20 protein-coding genes and 1 rRNA gene are annotated in these 20,676 nt (G+C 30.4%); 14 read left to right on the top strand and 7 right to left on the bottom strand.

Going from position 1 to position 20,676, the window contains the following annotated elements; translation table 11 throughout:
- Positions 1-11: 11 nt before the first annotated feature.
- Genes mltG through dapF form a run of 3 tightly spaced genes read right to left on the bottom strand, consistent with a single transcriptional unit; the run spans position 12 to position 2,348 of the window.
- Positions 12-1,055, bottom strand: coding sequence for an endolytic transglycosylase MltG (mltG, locus tag Q0935_RS12245; protein WP_299255015.1), 1,044 nt, complete (start codon positions 1,053-1,055; stop codon positions 12-14).
- On the bottom strand, positions 1,045-1,575 hold the full coding sequence (locus tag Q0935_RS12250; RefSeq protein ID WP_299386467.1) for a GNAT family protein: 531 nt from the start codon (positions 1,573-1,575) through the stop codon (positions 1,045-1,047). Before Q0935_RS12250 ends, mltG begins: the two co-directional genes overlap by 11 nt.
- On the bottom strand, positions 1,569-2,348 hold the full coding sequence (gene dapF / locus Q0935_RS12255) for a diaminopimelate epimerase (RefSeq protein WP_299386471.1): 780 nt from the start codon (positions 2,346-2,348) through the stop codon (positions 1,569-1,571). Before dapF ends, Q0935_RS12250 begins: the two co-directional genes overlap by 7 nt.
- A 190-nt stretch (positions 2,349-2,538) precedes the next feature.
- Between dapF and Q0935_RS12260 the strand changes: the two genes are divergently transcribed.
- From Q0935_RS12260 to Q0935_RS12275, 4 genes are all read left to right on the top strand, one after another.
- Positions 2,539-3,951 (top strand): trypsin-like peptidase domain-containing protein, encoded by a 1,413-nt coding sequence (locus Q0935_RS12260; protein WP_299386476.1) that lies wholly within the window; start codon positions 2,539-2,541, stop codon positions 3,949-3,951.
- A 164-nt stretch (positions 3,952-4,115) separates the two neighbouring features.
- The gene (locus Q0935_RS12265) at positions 4,116-5,564 is read left to right on the top strand and encodes a glyceraldehyde-3-phosphate dehydrogenase (protein ID WP_299386480.1); all 1,449 of its coding nucleotides are present in this window, start codon (positions 4,116-4,118) and stop codon (positions 5,562-5,564) included.
- A gap of 143 nt (positions 5,565-5,707) precedes the next feature.
- A complete protein-coding gene (locus Q0935_RS12270) occupies positions 5,708-6,337 on the top strand; it encodes a tRNA (guanine-N1)-methyltransferase (protein ID WP_299386484.1) in 630 nt (209 codons plus the stop codon).
- A gap of 145 nt (positions 6,338-6,482) precedes the next feature.
- Positions 6,483-6,932, top strand: a complete 450-nt coding sequence (locus Q0935_RS12275) for a GNAT family N-acetyltransferase (RefSeq protein ID WP_299386489.1) — start codon at positions 6,483-6,485, stop codon at positions 6,930-6,932.
- A gap of 87 nt (positions 6,933-7,019) precedes the next feature.
- On the opposite strand, the gene Q0935_RS12280 is transcribed toward Q0935_RS12275, so the two are convergent.
- Together Q0935_RS12280 and Q0935_RS12285 are read right to left on the bottom strand one after the other, a co-directional pair.
- Entirely contained in the window at positions 7,020-7,925 is a 906-nt protein-coding gene (locus Q0935_RS12280; protein WP_299386493.1) for a hypothetical protein, read from the bottom strand.
- Positions 7,926-8,141: 216 nt separating this feature from the next.
- On the bottom strand, positions 8,142-8,690 hold the full coding sequence (locus Q0935_RS12285; RefSeq protein ID WP_299386497.1) for a hypothetical protein: 549 nt from the start codon (positions 8,688-8,690) through the stop codon (positions 8,142-8,144).
- Between the two features lie 331 nt (positions 8,691-9,021).
- Between Q0935_RS12285 and trmD the strand changes: the two genes are divergently transcribed.
- The 10 genes from trmD (at position 9,022) to Q0935_RS12335 (ending at position 19,573) form a co-directional block, all read left to right on the top strand.
- The gene (gene trmD / locus Q0935_RS12290; RefSeq protein WP_299386500.1) at positions 9,022-9,699 is read left to right on the top strand and encodes a tRNA (guanosine(37)-N1)-methyltransferase TrmD; all 678 of its coding nucleotides are present in this window, start codon (positions 9,022-9,024) and stop codon (positions 9,697-9,699) included.
- Between the two features lie 5 nt (positions 9,700-9,704).
- Complete coding sequence (locus Q0935_RS12295) at positions 9,705-10,025, top strand: hypothetical protein (protein ID WP_299386504.1); 321 nt, start codon at positions 9,705-9,707, stop codon at positions 10,023-10,025.
- Entirely contained in the window at positions 10,018-10,503 is a 486-nt protein-coding gene (locus Q0935_RS12300; RefSeq protein ID WP_299386509.1) for a GyrI-like domain-containing protein, read from the top strand. The genes Q0935_RS12295 and Q0935_RS12300 overlap by 8 nt, the downstream gene beginning before the upstream one ends.
- 287 nt (positions 10,504-10,790) lie before the next feature.
- On the top strand, positions 10,791-11,144 hold the full coding sequence (gene rplS, locus Q0935_RS12305) for a 50S ribosomal protein L19 (RefSeq protein ID WP_299386515.1): 354 nt from the start codon (positions 10,791-10,793) through the stop codon (positions 11,142-11,144).
- A gap of 896 nt (positions 11,145-12,040) precedes the next feature.
- Positions 12,041-12,613, top strand: a complete 573-nt coding sequence (locus Q0935_RS12310) for a pentapeptide repeat-containing protein (RefSeq protein ID WP_299386519.1) — start codon at positions 12,041-12,043, stop codon at positions 12,611-12,613.
- A gap of 166 nt (positions 12,614-12,779) precedes the next feature.
- Complete coding sequence (locus Q0935_RS12315) at positions 12,780-14,999, top strand: NADP-dependent isocitrate dehydrogenase (RefSeq protein ID WP_299386523.1); 2,220 nt, start codon at positions 12,780-12,782, stop codon at positions 14,997-14,999.
- A 168-nt stretch (positions 15,000-15,167) separates the two neighbouring features.
- On the top strand, positions 15,168-17,543 hold the full coding sequence (locus Q0935_RS12320; protein ID WP_299386527.1) for a TonB-dependent receptor: 2,376 nt from the start codon (positions 15,168-15,170) through the stop codon (positions 17,541-17,543).
- A gap of 3 nt (positions 17,544-17,546) precedes the next feature.
- On the top strand, positions 17,547-18,359 hold the full coding sequence (locus Q0935_RS12325; RefSeq protein WP_299386531.1) for a DUF4249 domain-containing protein: 813 nt from the start codon (positions 17,547-17,549) through the stop codon (positions 18,357-18,359).
- A 160-nt stretch (positions 18,360-18,519) separates the two neighbouring features.
- Complete coding sequence (gene murQ, locus Q0935_RS12330) at positions 18,520-19,347, top strand: N-acetylmuramic acid 6-phosphate etherase (RefSeq protein ID WP_299386535.1); 828 nt, start codon at positions 18,520-18,522, stop codon at positions 19,345-19,347.
- Positions 19,337-19,573 carry a DUF6095 family protein gene (locus tag Q0935_RS12335; protein WP_299386541.1) on the top strand — a complete coding sequence of 79 codons (237 nt, stop codon included), beginning with the start codon at positions 19,337-19,339 and terminating at the stop codon, positions 19,571-19,573. Before murQ ends, Q0935_RS12335 begins: the two co-directional genes overlap by 11 nt.
- Before the next feature lie 2 nt (positions 19,574-19,575).
- On the opposite strand, the gene Q0935_RS12340 is transcribed toward Q0935_RS12335, so the two are convergent.
- Both Q0935_RS12340 and rrf read right to left on the bottom strand, forming a co-directional pair.
- Positions 19,576-20,085, bottom strand: coding sequence for a hypothetical protein (locus tag Q0935_RS12340; protein WP_299254966.1), 510 nt, complete (start codon positions 20,083-20,085; stop codon positions 19,576-19,578).
- A 379-nt stretch (positions 20,086-20,464) separates the two neighbouring features.
- Positions 20,465-20,572, bottom strand: a 5S ribosomal RNA gene (gene rrf, locus Q0935_RS12345).
- Positions 20,573-20,676: the final 104 nt, after the last annotated feature.

The following is a 20,676-nucleotide window of genomic DNA, read 5'->3' on the forward strand; positions in this document are numbered from 1 at the left end:
CCGCTTCACGCTTACCTATTAACACCTTGTTTATTTATCCAACGCACATACTCTTGCCTATTAGCATTATGTTGCGATAATGTTTTAGCAAACTTATGATAACCAAAGTTTTTTACGTTAGCAACAAAGTAATAGTAATTGTGCTTTTCTTCATTTAAAACAGCATCTATTGCAGAAACATCTGGCATAAAAATAGGTCCTGGTGGTATGCCTCCATATTTGTAAGTATTGTATTTAGAATCGGTTTCTAAATCCTTATAAAGAACACGTTTTATAACTCGATTAAAATCTCCAGACTCCTTTTTAACAGCATAAATAACTGTTGGATCTGCTTGTAGCGGCATCCCTTTTCTAATTCTATTTAAGTATACTCCTGCTACTCTTGGACGCTCGTCTACCTTTGCTGTTTCTTTATGTACAATGGCTGCAAGTGCAATAACATCGATTGGAGATAAGTTTAGTTTTTCTGCTTTAGCTAATCGGCTTTTATTCCAAAAACGATTGTATTCTTTTAGCATTTTGTCTCTAAAACCATTAGCCGAAGTATTCCAGTACACCTCATAACTATTAGGAATATACATTGCTAAAGCTGTTTCTTTTGAAAATCCGTTTTTATTTAAAAACTCAGGATTCATCATAGATTTTAATAAACTTAAACTGTCTGCTTCTATTTGAAAAGCAATACGTCCTGCTAAATCTTCTATACGTTCTTGGTTATTAAATGCTATTTTTAAAGGTATATTTTTACTTCTAATAGAGTTAATAATATCATTATTACTCATATCCTTTTTTATAACAAAACGACCAGCTTTAATATTTGTACTATATTTTTTTTGATCGGCAAGCGCATCAAACTTATCGATATCCTTTAATAAAGGTACTAGTTGTTCTCTTACATCTGCATATTTAGCATTTGTAGGCACATAAATATAAGCCTCTTCATTATTAAAAGCGGTATTTGGTTTTAACATTGCTCCATATATATAGTAAGCAAAGTAAGCTGCAACTGCTAAACCGATGATAGCAATTGCTACAAGTATTTTTTTAATGTACATTATTAATAAGTTGGTATGAGTATTCGTTAGTATATTTTCCGTTTTGGAAGTTCCAATCTTTTTTTAGTCCTATTCTTTTGAAACCTTGATTTTCGAAAAGCTTGATACTAGCTTCATTGGTTTCAGAAATATTACAATATAATTGATGCAAATCTAAATGTAAAAAACAATAGCTAGATAATAATGCTAATGCTTCTTTACCGTATCCCTTTCCTCTATTTTCAGTATTATAAATTAAAATACCTATTCCTGCTCTACGATTTTTAATATCGAAATCGAACACATCTATTAAGCCAATGGCAGTGTTATTATAATCCGTAATCATTAAACGTAATTGTTTAACCTCGTAGATGTCTTTATGTGAATGTTCTAAATATTCTTTAATTAAAAAGCGAGAATAAGGTGTTACTGTACTACTAAGTTCCCAAATAGATTCGTCGTTTTCAATAGTATGAATAAACTCTAAATCTTCTGGTTCTAAAGCGCGTAAATATATTTGTTCGCCTTTTAATGTTACCATGACATTTCGCCTTTAAAAACTAAAGTTGCTGGGCCTTGAAGCCAGATATTATTATAACCATTTTCTGCTTTATTAAAAGAAATTTTTAATGTTCCTCCTTCTACATTTAAAGTTACTTCTTCTGCATTTGTATTTCCTGCTTTGTGCATTGCTAATGCTACTGCAGTAACTCCTGTTCCGCAAGATAAAGTTTCGTCTTCCACTCCTCTTTCGTAGGTTCTAACAGCAAATGTTTTATTATCTACTTGTTCTACAAAATTAACGTTGGTACCCTCTTGATTATAAGGAGCGCCGTAACGTATTTTTGAGCCTTCTGTTTTAACATTAAATTCCTTAATATTATCTACTAAAGCAACGTGATGTGGAGAACCTGTATTTAAAAAGGTATGTTTATCGAAAACTTCAATAGTATCAACATCTTGCATTTTAAGCTTTACAAATCCGTTCTCAATGGTTGCTTCATGTAAACCATCAATAGCATTAAATGTTGTCTCTTTATCTATAATGTTTAGCATTTCCGCGAAAGCGACAATACAACGTCCTCCATTTCCACACATGGTACTTTGGTTTCCATCTGCATTAAAATACACCATTTTAAAGTCTGTATCTGGATCGTTTTCTAATAATATTAATCCGTCTGCTCCTACTCCAAAACGTCTATCGCATAAATGTGCAATGAGCTTAGTATTATTCTTGTTAAAAAGTTCTTGTCTATTATCAACAAAAACGAAGTCGTTTCCGGTGCCTTGGTATTTATAAAAAGTATGTGTCATTAAGTAGTATTTACTACGACAAATATAGTGTATTGAAAATTTATTTGTGTTGTTAATGTCTCGTTAAAGTTGATTTTACCAAGCAATAAAAATTTTAATTTTATAGTTATACTTTAAATCCTTAACTAGAATTTCCTTTTTAGTCTAAGTATAAATCTAGCCTAAACAAGGAAAAATAAAACAATTTTAAATGAAAAAAATAGCAACGCTGGTTTTAGTCTCTATTTTAGGAGGAGCAATTACTCTAGGAGCATACAAAACCTTTCTTGAAAAAGAAGAACAAACAATTGTACAAACAGAACAAGTAACTCAGCCAACATTTCAGCCTGTAAATTACACAGCATCTAATACAAATTTAGCTGCAATAGAAGGCATCGATTTTACAACTGCAGCCGAAAAAACTTTAGATGCCGTAGTACACGTAAAAAGTGTTACTATTACTACTGCTCAACCTTCTATGCGAGATTTAATGTTAGGTCGTTTGCAAAAACGTGAGCAGCTTGGGACAGGTAGTGGTGTTATAATTTCGCCAGACGGTTACATTATTACTAATAATCATGTTATTGTTGCATCTAAAAAACTTAGTGTTACACTTAATGATAACAGAACTTTAGAAGCTACTATAATAGGTACAGACCCAAAAACTGATATCGCATTATTAAAAATTGAAAGTGACGAAGCTTTACCATACACAACCTTTGGAGATAGTGATACTGCAAAAATTGGCGAGTGGGTTTTAGCTGTTGGTAATCCTTTTAATTTAACTTCTACAGTTACTGCTGGAATTATTAGTGCTAAATCTAGAGATTTGTCTGGAGATAGTCATCAATCTTTTATACAAACCGATGCAGCCGTAAATCCTGGTAACTCTGGTGGCGCTTTAGTAAATACTAAAGGAGAACTTATTGGTATTAATACTGCCATTACATCGCAAACGGGATCTTACATTGGGTATTCATTTGCTGTACCAAGTAATATTGCAAAGAAAGTAATACAAGATATTATGGAATTTGGTAATGTGCAAAATGGTATTTTAGGTGTAACTGGAGGTTCTTTAAATAGTTATTATGCCGAAAAACTAAGTCTAAATGAAACAGAAGGTTTTTATATAGATGAAGTTATAGAAGATTCTGGAGCAGAAAAAGCAAATCTTAAAAGTGGTGATATTATTAAAAAAATTGATAATGTTGAAATAACAAAACTATCAGATTTACGCGGTTACCTAGATACAAAAAGACCTAACGATGTTATAACTGTGTATTATTTAAGAAATGGTGCACAACAACAAACGCAAGTTACTCTACTAAAAAGTAATACGTATGTTTTACCACATGTGGGCATAATAAAAAATGCTAAACCTAAAGATTTAAGACAATACAAGGTTAAGAATGGTGTTAAAATAACTGAAATAAATGGCGGATATGCTCAACATTTTTCGAGAGAAGGCATTAAGAGTGGTGATATAATAACTAATATTAATGGTGTAAAAGTAAACTCTATTGAAGATGTACAAGAGATAGTTAAAAACAGAGATTTAAACCAGCCTTTAAGTATAGAATTAGTAAATTCTAGCGGACAAACATTTAGGTACGGCTTAAGGTAATACCTATTAAATATATAAAAACACAAAAGCACTTTAGTACATTCTAAAGTGCTTTTATTTTTTTATTAAAAATCCTTTACGAAAACGTTTGAATTCAATACTTTTGCAAAATAAAAATCAGGAAGACTGATAGTAATTTAACAACACACTAAACACTTAAACAAATGCCTGTTAAAGAAACCTACGAAAACGAATTAGCATACCAAGCAGACAGACGTCGTGCAACAGTAGAATTTATTAAAATTGTTAGCGACCTTTGGTACGATAGCTCTATAGAATTGGTTCTTTTTAGAAACCAATTAATAGACCGAAACGTAAGTCAGATTTTAAACCTACACGAATATGCAGGTGAATTTGTACAAAAGCCAATTTCAATTTTCGATTCTGTTGAAATAGCACAAGCTATTAAAACTTTAGATTTTCCACCTGCGAAATTAGACATCGGTAAATTAACTTACGAGTTTCATTTAGAAGACCAAAAACATACAAACGCAATTGCTTTTGTGTCTAGCAAATTAAAAGGTGCAGAACAATCTGAAGACATTACACCTAAAGACGTAGTACTTTACGGTTTTGGACGTATTGGTCGTTTAGTTGCTCGCGAATTAATGACTAAAACAGGAAAAGGTAGCCAATTACGTTTGCGTGCTATTGTAACGCGTGGTAAAAACGATATTACTGTTCTAGAAAAAAGAGCCTCTTTATTACGTAACGATTCTGTTCATGGAGATTTCTCTGGAACGGTTTCTGTAGATTTAGAAAACGAGTCTTTAATTATTAATGGTACAACGGTTCGTATCATTTCGGCAAATCAACCAGAAGATATAGACTACACAAAATATGGTATTAATAATGCTTTAATTATTGATAACACAGGTGTATTTAGAGACAAAGAAGCCTTAACACGTTTAAAAAATTCTCCAGGTGCAGATAAAGTTTTATTAACTGCTCCAGGAAAAGGAATTCCTAATATTGTACATGGTGTAAACCACCTAGAAAACAATCCAGACGAAATAGATATTTTCTCTGCTGCTTCTTGTACAACAAATGCTATTACTCCTATTTTAAAAGCTGTCGAAGATACTTTTGGAGTAAAAAGTGGTCACTTAGAGACTATTCACGCCTATACTAACGATCAAAACTTAGTAGATAATTTCCATAGCAAATACAGACGTGGTCGTGCTGCAGCATTAAACATGGTAATTACAGAAACTGGTGCAGGTGCAGCTGTTTCTAAAGCTTTACCAAGTTTTGAAGGTAAATTAACATCTAATGCTATTAGAGTTCCTGTTCCTAATGGATCTTTAGCAATATTAAACTTAGAGTTAAAATCTAAAGCAAGTGTAGATAGTATGAATGCTACATTAAAAAAATACGCTTTAGAAGGTGATTTAGTAGAACAAATTAAATACGAAATGAGCGACGAACTAGTATCTAGCGATATTGTTGGTAGCTCTGCTCCTTCTATTTACGATAGTAAAGCAACTATTGTTAGAAAAGACGGTAAAAATGCAATACTATATGTTTGGTACGATAACGAATATGGTTACAGCCATCAAGTTATACGTTTAGCCAAGCATATTGCAAAAGTGAGACGTTATACTTATTATTAATAAGTATTAATTTAATAGTCCAAACACGCTATTACAAACGTATATATAAAAGCTTCACAAAATGTGAGGCTTTTGTAGTATTATACAATTAAACTGAACAATATTTTTTACTTTCGCAGCAAGAAATAATCAACATTATAAAAATGAATTTTACTAAAGTTACTTTACTTCTATTATTAGCCTTTTTTTCAATACAAATTCATGCGCAAACCGAAACTGAGGATGCAGATGATAAACTGTCTTTAGATAGTGGCTCGATAGAAAGTCAGTTCGACTATTTAACCAAAAAATCTAATGGTTGGAAAGACCAACGCGGACAACGTTACGAAGTAATTAGAATACAGTGGATAGAAAAAATTAAGGCAAACACCTTAGATTCGTTAAAAGCAGTACACAAAACGCTAAACGATACTAAAGCAGTTGTATTAAAGCAAAATGATGAGATTTCTAAACTAAAAACAAGTTTATCTTCTACTCAAGGTACATTAGACCAAACAAACACCGAAAAAGACAGTATGTCTCTATTTGGAATACAAATGAGTAAAGGCGGTTATAATGGCTTAATGTGGTCTATTATTGGTGGTTTATTAGCATTAGCTTTATTCTTTATGTATCGCTTTAAAAACAGTAACGCTACAACTAAAGAAGCCAAAAAATCTTTAACAGAAACGGAAGAAGAATTTGAAGAGCACAGACGTATTGCCTTAGAACGCGAACAAAAAGTACGTAGACAATTACAAGACGAAATAAATAAGCATAAAAACTCTAACTAGTCTAAAAGTTAACTTTACACTTATTAAAGTTTAAAATGTAATAAATATAAAATCTGTAACTTCGGCTGCAGATTTTTTTTGTTTTAAAATGAAACCATTCCTCAACAACATCAACTTTCTTCTTTTAAATAATACTTTCTAAACAATGATTATAATTAAAGCCGAAATACAACACCTTAAAGACTTAACTCCTTTGTTCGATAGTTACCGAGTATTCTATAAACAAACCAGTAATCTGGAAGCTGCAAAGCAATTTTTAAAGCAACGTTTAGAGAAGCAAGACACAATTATTTATATCGCTTACGCGGAAGACAAAGCCGTTGGTTTCATGCATTTATTTCATAGTTTCACCTCTGTTGGTATGCAACCTATTTTTATTTTAAACGATTTATTTGTCGATAAAGACTATAGAAAACAAGGCATTGGTGTCGCTCTACTAAATCAAGCAAAACAAAAGGCAGAACAAGACAAATGTAAATTTATTGCACTGCAAACCGAAACTACCAATCCTGCACAGTTTTTATACGAAAGTATGGGTTGGAAAAAGGATGTAGATTTGCAGTATACTTGGGAGAATACAAATTTGAGTTTGTAGTTTTAACTCATTAAAGTAATATCTTGTTTTTTTAACTTATACCTAATTAAAATAATTCTAAAAGCATTAATTGTAGTAATAAACAATTTAAAATATTATAGAAATTGAAAAATTATGAGAAAACAATTTCAGTTTACTATTAGTAGTAACTAGGGATAACGTTTCTATTGTATTGGAGTTTTCCTCATTATTAAATAATGCCGATTGAATTAAATTAGCAGACGTAGGTCTTTTTTTAATTAATGTAATCTTACCCAATCTCGTAAATGCATACCCAATAGATATATTAGGTGCATTAATAAATTTCAAAATTATATTTGAGAATACAGACCAGCAATAATCTCCTTCTTTTATTTCTTCCTTTACAATTGATCCTATACTCTCTATTTCAGGTTGAAATGATTCTGAATACATCCTTAAATTAAATTTAGCATTTAGAACATGTGTTGTCGCTTTAATATTAGAATAACCAAAAGACATTCCATAACTTAAATTAAGTTTGACACGATTCATTTTTTTTATCAAAAAATTTGATGTCGCACTCGTCATAATTATAGAATTACTGAGTTCAGAAATCATTAAATAATTCCCAGAAGACTCTGTAGATATAGTATTTGGTCCTATAACCTTAATAGAGCTTATCGATCCTGATTCGTTTAAGGTCTGTTTACTGTTCATCTTATAAATTACACCTAAAGAAAATCTATTATTAAAATTGTAGTTAGCTCCAACACCTATAAAAAATGCAGGTTTAATATTTCTATACTCAGAGTGTTTTATAAGTTCATAATAATCAAAGCTTGAATTTACTTCTGAATCTAGCTTTAAACTATAATCTCCCTGTATTAATAATTGAGATCTACCTGATTCAATATTAAATTCGAAATTTGAAAAATAATCATAATTATGGTAGTTATTACTAAGACTTTGGGCTGTACTATATAATGGTAATATTATAATAGTTAATAAGGATAAAAAATAATGTAATTTCATTTGTTTTGAATTAATAGAACATAGTATAATATTTAATTATTGTCGAGATTATAACTTAATAAAGCAATTTGTTTTTTTCTAAGATTCTATTTAATTAGTACTCACAATCATCTTAAAGAAATAATTTAATTTTATTCAAAAGCCCTTCTTATCATGAAGGGCTTTGCTTTAATTGGCATTAAAACCATATTATATAGAATAAAACACTTAAATAGATTAAATATCTATTGTTGAATTATTATCCTTATCAGGAAGATTATTACCATTAGAATCTTGTGCGCCTGTATTTTCTGAAGGAGAATTATTAGAGAAAACAGAAGTAGTATTCCCTTGATCATCCGTAAGTTGAAGAACAAGAATATAAGCAGATGCATCTACCTGAACATTAGGATATTGACCAGAAACCATCATGTTTATATTTACTTTACCTTTAACTTTCTCTGAACTTGCCATCTCTTTAAATGATTCTTGAATCTCTTTTTTGTGAGTACTCGCATTAGATCTAAACCCAAGCCAAGCAAAAAAACCACCAACTCCACCGCTAATATTATATTCTTTAACCATTTTGTTGTAGGTCTTAGAACTCTCCATTCGTTTCAATTCGAAGGAAAAACTTCCAACCATATTAGCATAAGCTCCAGAACCAGATACAGATACTCCTACTCCTGATATTCTTCCTTTTTTTGTAGTAACTTTCCATCCTTCTGCAGTTGTGGTTGTTAAATTAGCTACTCTTAACTGATGTTCATTAACATGTAATTCCATAATTTCTATTTTTATAAATTATTTTCCTACTCTATTCAAACTAGGCTTTTCAGATTTCGCCTTGTAATAAAAAATGATCGTAGCTACTCAATCGAATCTTTATTCTTAATTACACTGTAAATATCATATTATACAATACAATTTACTAGAGTACAAATACTGGTATTTAAAAAACGAGTGTTTATACTTATTCTTTTAATTACATATTATTAGACGTCTCGATTTTTAGAAAAAACATTATTACTTAGTCTGTGTTTACGTAACACTATTTTAAATTCTAAAACCTACTTAAAAACAATTCCTATATCTTTGCATTCCTATATATAGCATAATGAGAATAGACATAATTACCGTTTTACCAGAATTACTTAAAAGTCCTTTTGAAGCTTCAATTTTAAAACGAGCTATAGATGCCAATTTAGTTTCGGTACATTTTCACAACCTAAGAGATTACACTACAGATAATTATAAATCTATAGACGACACACAATTTGGTGGTGGAGCAGGTATGGTAATGACTTGCGAACCTATCGATAAATGTATTTCGGCATTAAAAGCAGAACGCGATTATGACGAGATTATATACATGACACCAGATGGTAATACTCTAAATCAAGGTATTGCTAACCATTTATCTTTAAAAGAAAACATAATTATACTTTGCGGTCATTATAAAGGTGTAGACCAACGTGTTCGCGATATGTTTGTTACTAAAGAAATTTCTATTGGAGATTACGTTTTGTCTGGAGGAGAACTTGGTGCTGCTGTTTTATGCGACGCTGTAATTAGATTAATACCAGGTGTTTTAGGAAATGAAACTTCTGCACTTACAGATAGCTTTCAAGATGGTTTATTAGCACCACCTATCTACACTAAACCTAGAGATTATAAAGGTTTTAAAGTACCAGAAATTTTATTTAGCGGTCATGCTGCTAATATCGAGAAATGGAGAGAAGATCAGGCTTATAAAAGAACACAAGAGCGCAGACCAGACTTATTAGACGATTAGTTACAATGGAAGACATAACTGCACATATATATATTGCACAAGTATTTTATTTCATTATTCATGTGGTAATACTTATTGCTTCGATTATTATAATAAGTAAGAAAAAATCTACTGCAACTGTATTACTTTTAATAGGCAGTATTTTAAGTGTTCTAAATTATATTATTCGAATAGCACTTAATGCCGTAGCCAGTTTTAGTAACCAATTTTCAATAATGGATATGCAAGTGATTATTAATTATACTAATGTTTTTATTTTTTCAATTTTTGGCATAGGCTTATTACTTTTTGCTATTAACGATTTGAAAAGAACCATTAATGAATAAAGAACCTAAAATAATTACAATAGACAAAAAAAAACTAGTAGGCAATGCTATAGAAATGTCTTTAGTAGATAATAAAACCTTCGAGTTGTTCTCTGCTTTTATGCCTAAAAAAAAGCACATTCAAAATGCCCTTTCTACAGATGTATTTGAAGTATTAGTTTACGATGTTAACTATCTTAAAAACTTTAATCCAACAAATACCTTTACAAAATGGGTAACCGTTGAAGTAGATAATTATGATGCTATTCCTGAAACTATGGAATCTTTAGATTTAAATAAAGGTTTGTATGCCGTTTTTAATTACAAAGGATTAGCCAAGGATTTTGGAACCCTAATGCAGTATATTTATACAGAGTATATACCAAAATCTAAATACCAATTGGATAGTAGGCCACATTTTAATGTTTTAGGAGAAAAAACGAAACGTAATAGTCCTGATTCTGAAGAAACGGTATGGATACCTATAAAACTTAAATAGTCTTTATGCGTTAAGGATTGAAAGGTTTGTTTAAGCTCTTTTTTGTTTTTCTCAAAAAAAGCGAGCCTTGAAAGCCTGACCGAGATCCTGCTTTTTAGCATGTCTTGGTAACGCCCAGAATACGAATACTTACCTTACACAATTAACTGCTTTAATTTACTTTTATAAATTTGTTTTTGCTGTTTGGTATTTAAGTTTTAATAACTATATTTGCAGCCAATTTCGGGCTAACCTCTGGCGATATACGTGAATGTTGTTCTGAATCAATAATTAAAAAATAAATAAAGATGGAATCTTTAATTAAATTTGTACAAGACGAATTTGTACCAAAAAAAGACTTTGCAGAATTTTCAGCTGGTGATACAATTACTGTATACTACGAAATTCGTGAAGGTGAAAAAAGTAGAACTCAGTTTTTTAGAGGTGTAGTTTTACAAAGAAGAGGTGCTGGATCATCAGAAACTTTTACTATTAGAAAAATGTCTGGAACAGTTGGTGTAGAGCGTATCTTCCCAGTTAACTTACCTGCATTACAGAAAATTGAAGTAAACAAAAGAGGTAAAGTTCGTAGAGCTAGAATCTTTTACTTTAGAGGTCTTACTGGTAAAAAAGCAAGAATTAAAGAAGCGAGAAGAAAATAATCTCCTCCTTTTAAATATTATAAAAAAGCCAAACTTAATTAAGTTTGGCTTTTTTGGTTATAAACAATTGTTAATAACCATGGTTTATAACTAGTTGATAAATAGAATGTTAAAAATAGTTTTGTTTTGAAATATTTTTATAATTTAGTAAAACAATTAATAACAATGCGAATTGGTTTCTGCTTAAAAGCAGCATTTATAATTAATTGATTTTAAAACTTTGCTATGTAAATAGCTAATGAGTTTTAGAATAAAACTTAAAATTTAGTTTTAAGTTTTAATTGTTTTTTGAGGTTTTGAAAATACCATAGGTAGATATGGGTATTTAAAAATCATGATATTTTGAAAATTACAATATGTTTAGATAGATTGTAATTAGACAAATTGAAAGTTTCTTAAAAGTAGTAGAGATCGAAAGAGAGTATTAAAAAAAGAAACAAGGCTTTAAAGTAATACAATGTGAAAACTATGTACAAAATTTAAAGTTTCAAGAAAAACAATTAACGATACGCTAGGTGTAACAAGTCAATACATTTTGAAAGTTACCTAAATGTATCATTGATTTAACAGATATTGAATTGAAAAGATGTAAAACTTAGGTTTTAGATTGATTTAGTGAAAGCTAAATAGATTGGTTGATGTTATCTCTAAAAAGCCATAACAACAATAGTTAAATCTATTATGTTATGGCTTTTGTTATTTAGCCAAACAGACTTCTAAAAAACAAAGCACATTTAAAAGTGTAAGTCAAACTAGTTACAACAAATGCTGGAATTTTTATATTTTAATCCTATTTTATCAAATTTGTTATTCCTGCGAAGGCAGAAATCCAAAGTATTATATTTAAAAATACATACCTAACATAGTAAAAGGCTAAAAAAGAGTACTTTTATATAATGAATTTACCGTTTATAACAGACCAATCTTTTAAGTCCATAGACTACACAAAAAATAACCTAACTAGAGCAGAATACGATAATTGTACTTTTAAAAACTGTAATTTTAGTAATACATATCTATCTGGTATCACTTTTCTAGAATGCGAATTTATAGATTGTAACTTTAGCTCTGTTAAGCTAGGTGAAACGGCTTTTAAAGAAGTAGTTTTTAACGACTGTAAACTATTGGGTGCTCCTTTTAATGAATGTAACTCATTTTTACTAGTAATGACATTTAATAATTGCCAACTTAATCTTTCTTCTTTTTACAACTTAACACTTAAAAATACTCAGTTTAATAACTGTAAATTAGAAAAAACAGATTTCTCTAAAACCAATTTACAAAACTCTGCATTTAACAATTGCGATCTACATTTAACTGTTTTCGAGAACACAAATATTGAGAAAGTAGATTTTAGAACCTCTTACAACTACTCTATTTCGCCTTCAAACAATAAAATAAAAGGTGCTAAATTTTCGAAAAGTGAAATATTTGGGCTTCTAAAAGACTACAAAATTATAATTGAATAATTTTTAAGCCTAATAATTATTAATTTAATAAAATAAAAGACAATTAACTATAGTCTTTTAAAATCCTTTAAAGTCATGGGCTTCTCTCTTTAAAATAGCATTGAAATTTTGTATATTCGTAAACCGAAATTTTTTCGGAATTTAAGAATTTAAACATCGAATTTATATGTCTACAACTCCAAAAATCATTTATACAAAAACAGATGAAGCTCCTGCTTTAGCAACACGCTCTTTTCTACCTATTGTTGAAGCTTTTGTAAAGTCTTCAGGGATTGATATTGAAACTAAAGATATTTCTTTAGCTTCTAGAATATTAGCTGTGTTTCCAGATTTTTTAAATGATGATCAAAAGGTAACTGATGACTTAGCTTTCTTAGGTGAATTAGCAAAAAAGCCTGAAGCAAATATTATAAAATTACCTAACGTTAGTGCTTCTTTACCACAACTTAAAGCTGCTATAAAAGAGCTTCAAGAACAAGGTTTTAAAATACCTAATTACCCAGATGAAGCTACTAATGATACTGACAAAGATATACAGTCTCGTTACGATAAAATTAAAGGTAGTGCTGTAAATCCAGTATTACGTGAAGGTAATAGTGATAGACGTGCACCAAAAGCAGTAAAAAATTACGCAAAAAAGAATCCGCATTCTATGGGTGCATGGTCTAAAGATTCTAAAACTCACGTTGCTACAATGACTGAGGGAGATTTTGCACATAATGAAAAATCTATAACTTTAGCAGAAGCAACAACTGTAAAAATTCAACATACAGATGACAACGGAAAGACTACTGTTTTAAAAGATAATTTAGCATTATTACAAGACGAAATTATTGATGCTACAATAATGAGTAAAACAGCTTTAATTGATTTTTTAGAGGAACAAGTTGAAGATGCTTTAGATAAAGGTGTGTTATTTTCGTTACACATGAAAGCAACAATGATGAAAGTTAGTGATCCAATTATTTTTGGTCACGCTGTTCGTGTCTTCTTTAAAGATTTATTTAAAAAACATGGAAAAGCTTTTAATAAAATTGGTGTAGATGTTAACAATGGTTTTGGAAACTTATTAAGTAAATTAAAAGAGTTACCAGAAGATTTACGTGAAGAAATTAAAGAAAATATTCGTTATACACTAGAGCATAGCGCAGATTTAGCTATGGTAAATAGCGATAGAGGAATTACAAATTTACATGTACCTAGTGATGTTATTATTGATGCTTCTATGCCTGCAATGATTCGTAACTCTGGTCAAATGTGGAATGCAGATGGAAAATCTCAAGATACTAAAGCTGTAATTCCAGATAGTAGTTATGCAGGAATTTACACTGCAACTATAGATTTCTGTAAAGAACATGGTGCTTTCGATCCTACAACTATGGGTACTGTTCCTAATGTTGGATTAATGGCTCAAAAAGCTGAAGAGTACGGTTCTCATGATAAAACATTTGAAATCGCTTCTAACGGAAAAGTTGAAGTTATAAATGCTAAAGGAAAAGTTTTAATATCGCATGATGTTGAACCTGGAGATATATGGAGAATGTGTCAAGCTAAAGATGCACCAATCCAAGATTGGGTAAAGTTAGCTGTCACTAGAGCAAGAGCATCTCAAACTCCTGCTGTTTTCTGGTTAGATAAAAAGAGAGCTCACGATGCTCAACTAATTAAAAAAGTAAACACATACTTAAAAGATCATGATACTAACGGATTAGATATACGTATCCTTTCTCCTATCGATGCTACAATTTTTACTTGTAAAAGATTAAAAGAAGGAAAAGATACTATTTCTGTTTCTGGAAATGTTTTACGTGATTATTTAACAGATTTGTTTCCAATTCTTGAAGTTGGTACAAGTGCAAAAATGTTATCTATTGTTCCTTTAATGAATGGTGGTGGTTTATTTGAAACTGGTGCTGGTGGATCTGCTCCTAAACATGTGCAACAACTTTTAGAAGAAAACCATTTACGTTGGGATTCTTTAGGAGAGTTTTTAGCACTAGCTGTTTCTCTTGAACATTTTAGTATTGTAAATAATAATCCTAAAGCTAAAATTATAGGAGATGCCTTAGACAATGCAACCGAAACTTTATTGGAAAATAAAAAAGGTCCTAGTCGTAAAGCTGGAGAGTTAGACAATAGAGGTTCTCATTTTTATTTAGCAATGTATTGGGCTCAAGAATTAGCAAACCAAACTACAGATAGCGATTTGGCTAAAGAATTTGCTCCTATTGCAAAAGAATTAGAAGCTAACGAAGCTAAAATTCTAAGTGAACTAAACGATATACAAGGAAGTCCTGTAAATATTGGTGGTTATTACGAACCAAAAGAAGACTTAATAAATGCTGTTATGCGTCCAAGTAAAACGCTTAATAGTATTCTGAAATAATAACTTTTTTATTGAGGTTTAAAAAAGCATCCAATTTGGGTGCTTTTTTTATTTATAAAAAAGAAATATTCTATTCAATAATAATAAAAGAAACTACGTTAACTTAAAATAGATTAACCTATAAAAAAATATCTTTTACTACATTTACACTAAATCAAATTACGATAAATGAATCAATCAAAATCGCTATTACTTATAATAATATGTTTAAGTAGTTTTTTTATTTCGGCGCAAGAAAAATTTACACTAAGCGGCGTTATTCAAGATCAAGGCACAAACGAAACTTTAATTGGTGTAAACATTCTTGTACCAGAATTAAACACTGGTACTACTACAAATGAATATGGTTTTTATTCAATAACATTACCAAAAGGCAATTACAAATTAGTGGTTAGCTACATTGGTTATACAGACAAAGTAGAAAATATTGTTCTTACTAAAAATCAAAAAAAGAGTATACTTTTAAATGAAGCCACAGAAAGTTTAGAAGAAGTTATTATTACAGAAAACGTAGAAAAACTGAGTATTAGAAAACCACAAATGAGCGTTAACGCATTATCGTCTTCAACAATAAAACAAATTCCTGTTGTACTTGGCGAAGCCGATGTTTTAAAAGCAATAACTTTATTACCTGGTGTTACCAATGCCGGAGAAGGATCTTCTGGGTTTAATGTTAGAGGTGGTGCAGCAGATCAAAACCTTATACTATTAGACGAAGCTACAGTTTTTAACTCTTCTCATCTTTTTGGATTATTCTCAGTATTCAATCCTGACGCTATAAAAGATTTAAAATTATATAAAGGTGGAATTCCTGCTCGTTATGGAGGGCGTGTTTCTTCAGTTTTAGATATTTATCAAAAAGAAGGGAGTAGTAAAGATTTTCATGCCAATGGAGGAATTGGTATTGTCTCTAGCCGTTTACTTGTCGAAGGACCATTAAAAAAAGATAAAGGCTCATTTCTTTTAGGTGGTAGAAGTTCTTATGCGCATTTATTTTTACCACTATTCGATCTTGATAATGTTGCTTATTTCTACGATTTAAACACAAAATTAAGTTACAAATTAAACGAAAACAACAACATTTACTTGTCTGGTTATTTTGGTCGAGATGTTTTTAATCTAGCTAATAGTTTCGAAAACACATACGGAAATACCATCGTAAACTTTAGATGGAATCATTTATTTAACGATAAACTGTTTTCTAACATGTCACTTATTTATTCAGATTATTACTACGGTCTAAATCTAGATTTTGTAGAATTTAAATGGAACTCTGGAATTCAGAATTTTAATTTCAAATACGATTTTAAACATTATATAAGTAATAATTTTAAATTACAATATGGTTTAAACAGTATTTATTATAAATTTAATCCTGGAGAAATAGAGCCTTCTACTCCTACTTCTGGAATAAATGAACAAAAACTAATAGATAAATATGCTTTCGAAAATGCTATTTATCTCGATGCCGAACATAAAGTGTTAGATAACTTAACACTTGCCTACGGATTAAGGTTAAGTACATTTCAACGACTAGGACAAAGTGAACTAAATATATACCAAAACAACCAAGCTGTAACTTTTAACAACGATTTTCAAATTTATGAAAGTGCAGATGCTATTGGCACTGAATCTGCTAGCCAAAGTAAAACAATAAAATCGTTTATAAATTTAGAGCCACGCTTCTCTGCTGCTTATCAATTTAATAGAAAAACTTCTGTAAAAGCAAGTTATAATCGCATGTCACAATATCTACATTTATTGTCTAATACAAGTTCTCCAACACCTTTAGATGTTTGGGCTCCAAGTGGAAAGTATATTAAGCCACAACTTTTAGATCAATATGCTATTGGGTATTTTAAAAATTTAAAGGACGGTGATTACTCTTTAGAAATAGAAAGTTATTATAAAGACGTAAAAAATAGAATCGATTATATCGATAGTGCTAATCTAATTGCAAACGATGCTATAGAACGTGTTATATTAAATGGAAAAGCAAGAGCTTACGGTTTAGAAGTATTGTTTAGAAAAAACGAAGGTCGTTTTAAAGGTTGGATTGCTTATACAATCTCTAAATCTGAACAAAGAACACAAGGAAGAACAGCTTTAGAAACAGGAATAAATAATGGAGATTGGTACAACACAGGTTACGATAAAACACACGATTTATCAATTACAACAAGTTACAATCTAAATAAAAAATGGGATCTTAATGCAAATTTCTTATTTCAAACTGGCCAGCCTACAACTTACCCTAACGGACAATATACTTATAACAATATCGTAATCCCTAATTATAGTGCACGAAACTCTACACGTTTACCAAGCTATCACCGTTTAGATTTTTCTGCAACATATACACCAAAACCAGAAAGAACAAAAGGTTGGCAAGGCTCATGGGTTTTTGGTCTTTATAACGCATATAATAGACGTAATGCGGCTTCAATTTCTTTCGCTCAAAACGAAGATAATGGAAATAACGAAGCAACACGTTTATCTATTTTTGGAGCCGTACCATCTGTTTCTTATAACTTTAAATTTTAAAAAATGAAAAACTCAATATATATCTTATTTATATTCTTCATCTTTTCATCTTGCCAAGATGTAATAGAACTTGAAGTCCCTAATGCAGAACCTCGTTTAGTAATAGATGCTTCTTTAAATTGGTTCGAAGGAACATCGGGATCATACCAAACTATAAAATTAACACTTTCTGCTCCTTTTTTTAATAATGAAATACCAGCCGCAACTGGTGCAAATATTTTTGTAACAGATCAAAATAATACCGTCTATAACTTTATAGATACAAATTCAAATGGTACATACGAATGCTTTAATTTCAATCCTCAATTAAATCAAGAATACTCATTAACTGTTATTTATAACAACGAAACTTATTTTGGTATAGAAACTCTAACGGCTGTTACACCAATAGATTATGTAGAGCAAAATAATGATGGTGGATTTTCAGGAGACGAAATCGAAATAAAAGCTTTTTATACAGATCCTGCAGACGAAGAAAATTACTATTTTTTTGAATTTCAGGAAGAGTATGAAAGCAATCCAAACCTACAAGTCTACGATGACGAATTTATAAACGGCAACCAAATCTTTGCATTCTATTCAAACGAAGATACAGAAGTAGGAAACGAGTTAATGATAAGAAATTACGGTGTATCAAAGCAGTTCTACCAATTCATGACATTATTATTACAACAAACTTCAGACGGTGGTGGACCTTTCGAAATACAACCAGCAACCGTTCGTGGAAACTGCATAAACCAAACTAATCCTCAAAATTTCCCTTTTGGTTACTTTAGAGTATCACAGGCTACAGAAGTTATGTATACTATTGAGTAATATATTTTGGGCGTTACCAAAACATGTAAAAAACATGTTTCAGTCGTGTAATCCACTATATCTTTTTTTTGCATAAGTGCAACAAAAAAAAGGATGCCGCTGCTACCACTAACGCAAATGCAGTATTACAATTAAGCACAATTATCGTATTTTTACAACTATGACATTTATAAAAACTACCGAAAAAGAATCTAATTACAATCATTTAGAAAAAATGAGCACTTTAGAGCTTTTAACAAACATAAATAAAGAAGATCAAACAGTACCATTAGCTGTAGAAAAAGCATTACCGCAAATTGAAAAACTTGTAGAACAAATAGTTTTAAAGTTAGAAAATGGAGGAAGATTATTTTACATCGGTGCTGGAACAAGTGGTCGATTAGGGATTGTAGATGCTTCAGAGTGTCCTCCAACATTTGGTGTTCCACACGAAATGGTTGTTGGTTTAATCGCCGGTGGAGACATAGCTATTAGAAAAGCCGTAGAGTTTGCAGAAGATTCAACAAATCAAGGTTGGAAAGACCTACAAGAACATAACATTAATAAAAACGATGTTGTAGTAGGCATTGCCGCTTCCGGAACAACACCTTACGTTATCGAAGCATTAAAAGAATGTAACAATAACGAAATCATTACTGGATCTATTTCATGTAATAGTCAAAGTCCATTATCACACACTGCAAAATTTCCAATCGATGTAGTTGTAGGTCCAGAATTTGTAACTGGAAGTTCTAGAATGAAAGCTGGTACAGCTCAAAAATTAGTACTTAATATGCTAACAACATCTAGCATGATAAAACTAGGAAAAGTAAAAGGCAATAAAATGATAGATATGCAACTTAGTAATAATAAACTAGTCGATAGAGGAGTAAAAATGATTATGTCAGAACTAAAAATTGAAGAGCAAGAAGCAAAAACTCTTTTAAACGTAAATCATAATGTAAGAGCTACAATAGAAGCGTATAATTCTACAAAAAATGGAAACTAAAAAAACAGATAAAGATGTACTAACAAGAGGAATTAAAAAAATGGGAATATCTCTAGCTCTAATGTTCCTTGGTCCATCATTTATATATATAGCTTTTAGTAATCAAGAAAAACCACTTTACATTCCTTTACTAATAGTTGGAATAGTGGCGTGTATATCAGCAATATTTTTTGCTTTTAAAGGTTTAAACACAGTACTGGACAGTATGTTTAAAAGTAATAAGTAAATCTAATTTTTAACCAAAACTTCTTCTTTTTTAGGTGTTGTAGGATTGTATCCAAAATTACAATCTTTAAAAGTAATATTCAATCTATCAAGTATGTAACCTATTATAGCATAATGGTGTATAGTATGGCTATTTGCTTGAGCTAATAATGCAGAATAAGTATACTCAATCTCAATCTTACCACAACCTAAATCATCAGTAACAATTATAGAATCTGTTAACTTAGCTTCAATAGCCATTAATTTTTCAATAATTTTATTAAGATAATTACGCGCTGATTCACAGCAATTCTCTACCGCTAAATCTCTTTTTCTAGAAGTTAAATCAATCTTTCCTTCATTATTAAATTCTAACGCACAATAATAAAAATCATATATATGTCTCAAGTGAGAGCCAACACTAGAATAATATGGAGAAACAGATGCATCACTAAGTTCCTCATTAGACAATTTTAATAATAGATCTTTAGATTTTTGTAGGGTAAGTAAAGAGGATTCAATAATGCTATTCATATTTACGAATTTAATTAGAATTAATTGATTAATAAAATTAATTCTACCGATTAGTCAATAATTAATAATATCCTTACAATAAACTATTAAATTTCATTGCTATAATTCTTATAAACAATAGATAATATAAGTACTCATAGAATTCAATTAATCAATTTATTAATGGCGCGTTTTTATAAAAATAAAAACCGTGCTATCCGCTATATCTTTTTTTTGCATAAGTGCAACAAAAAAAAGGATGCCGCTGCTATCACTCGCGCAAGACCTACCAACTTAAGTCTATAGTCTTAGACATTAGTTTTTATATGGTTTATGCTTCGTTTCAAAAAAGGTTTAAACAAAAAAAATCCTCAACAAATAAATGTTGAGGATTCTCTAAAAAAGGCGACGACCTACTCTCCCACGAATGTAGTACCATCGGCGCAAATAGGCTTAACTTCTCTGTTCGGAATGGTAAGAGGTGAGCCCTATCGCAATAATCACCTTAAATCTTTCGGTGTGTGTAGTGATTTAAATCATCTACTTAACCGTATAAAATAACATACTGAAAAAAGTACACTTGAGTGTATTAAACATGAAAATCGTAATAAT

The organism is uncultured Lacinutrix sp. (genome assembly GCF_947500605.1).
In the GTDB taxonomy this organism is placed as follows: domain Bacteria; phylum Bacteroidota; class Bacteroidia; order Flavobacteriales; family Flavobacteriaceae; genus Lacinutrix.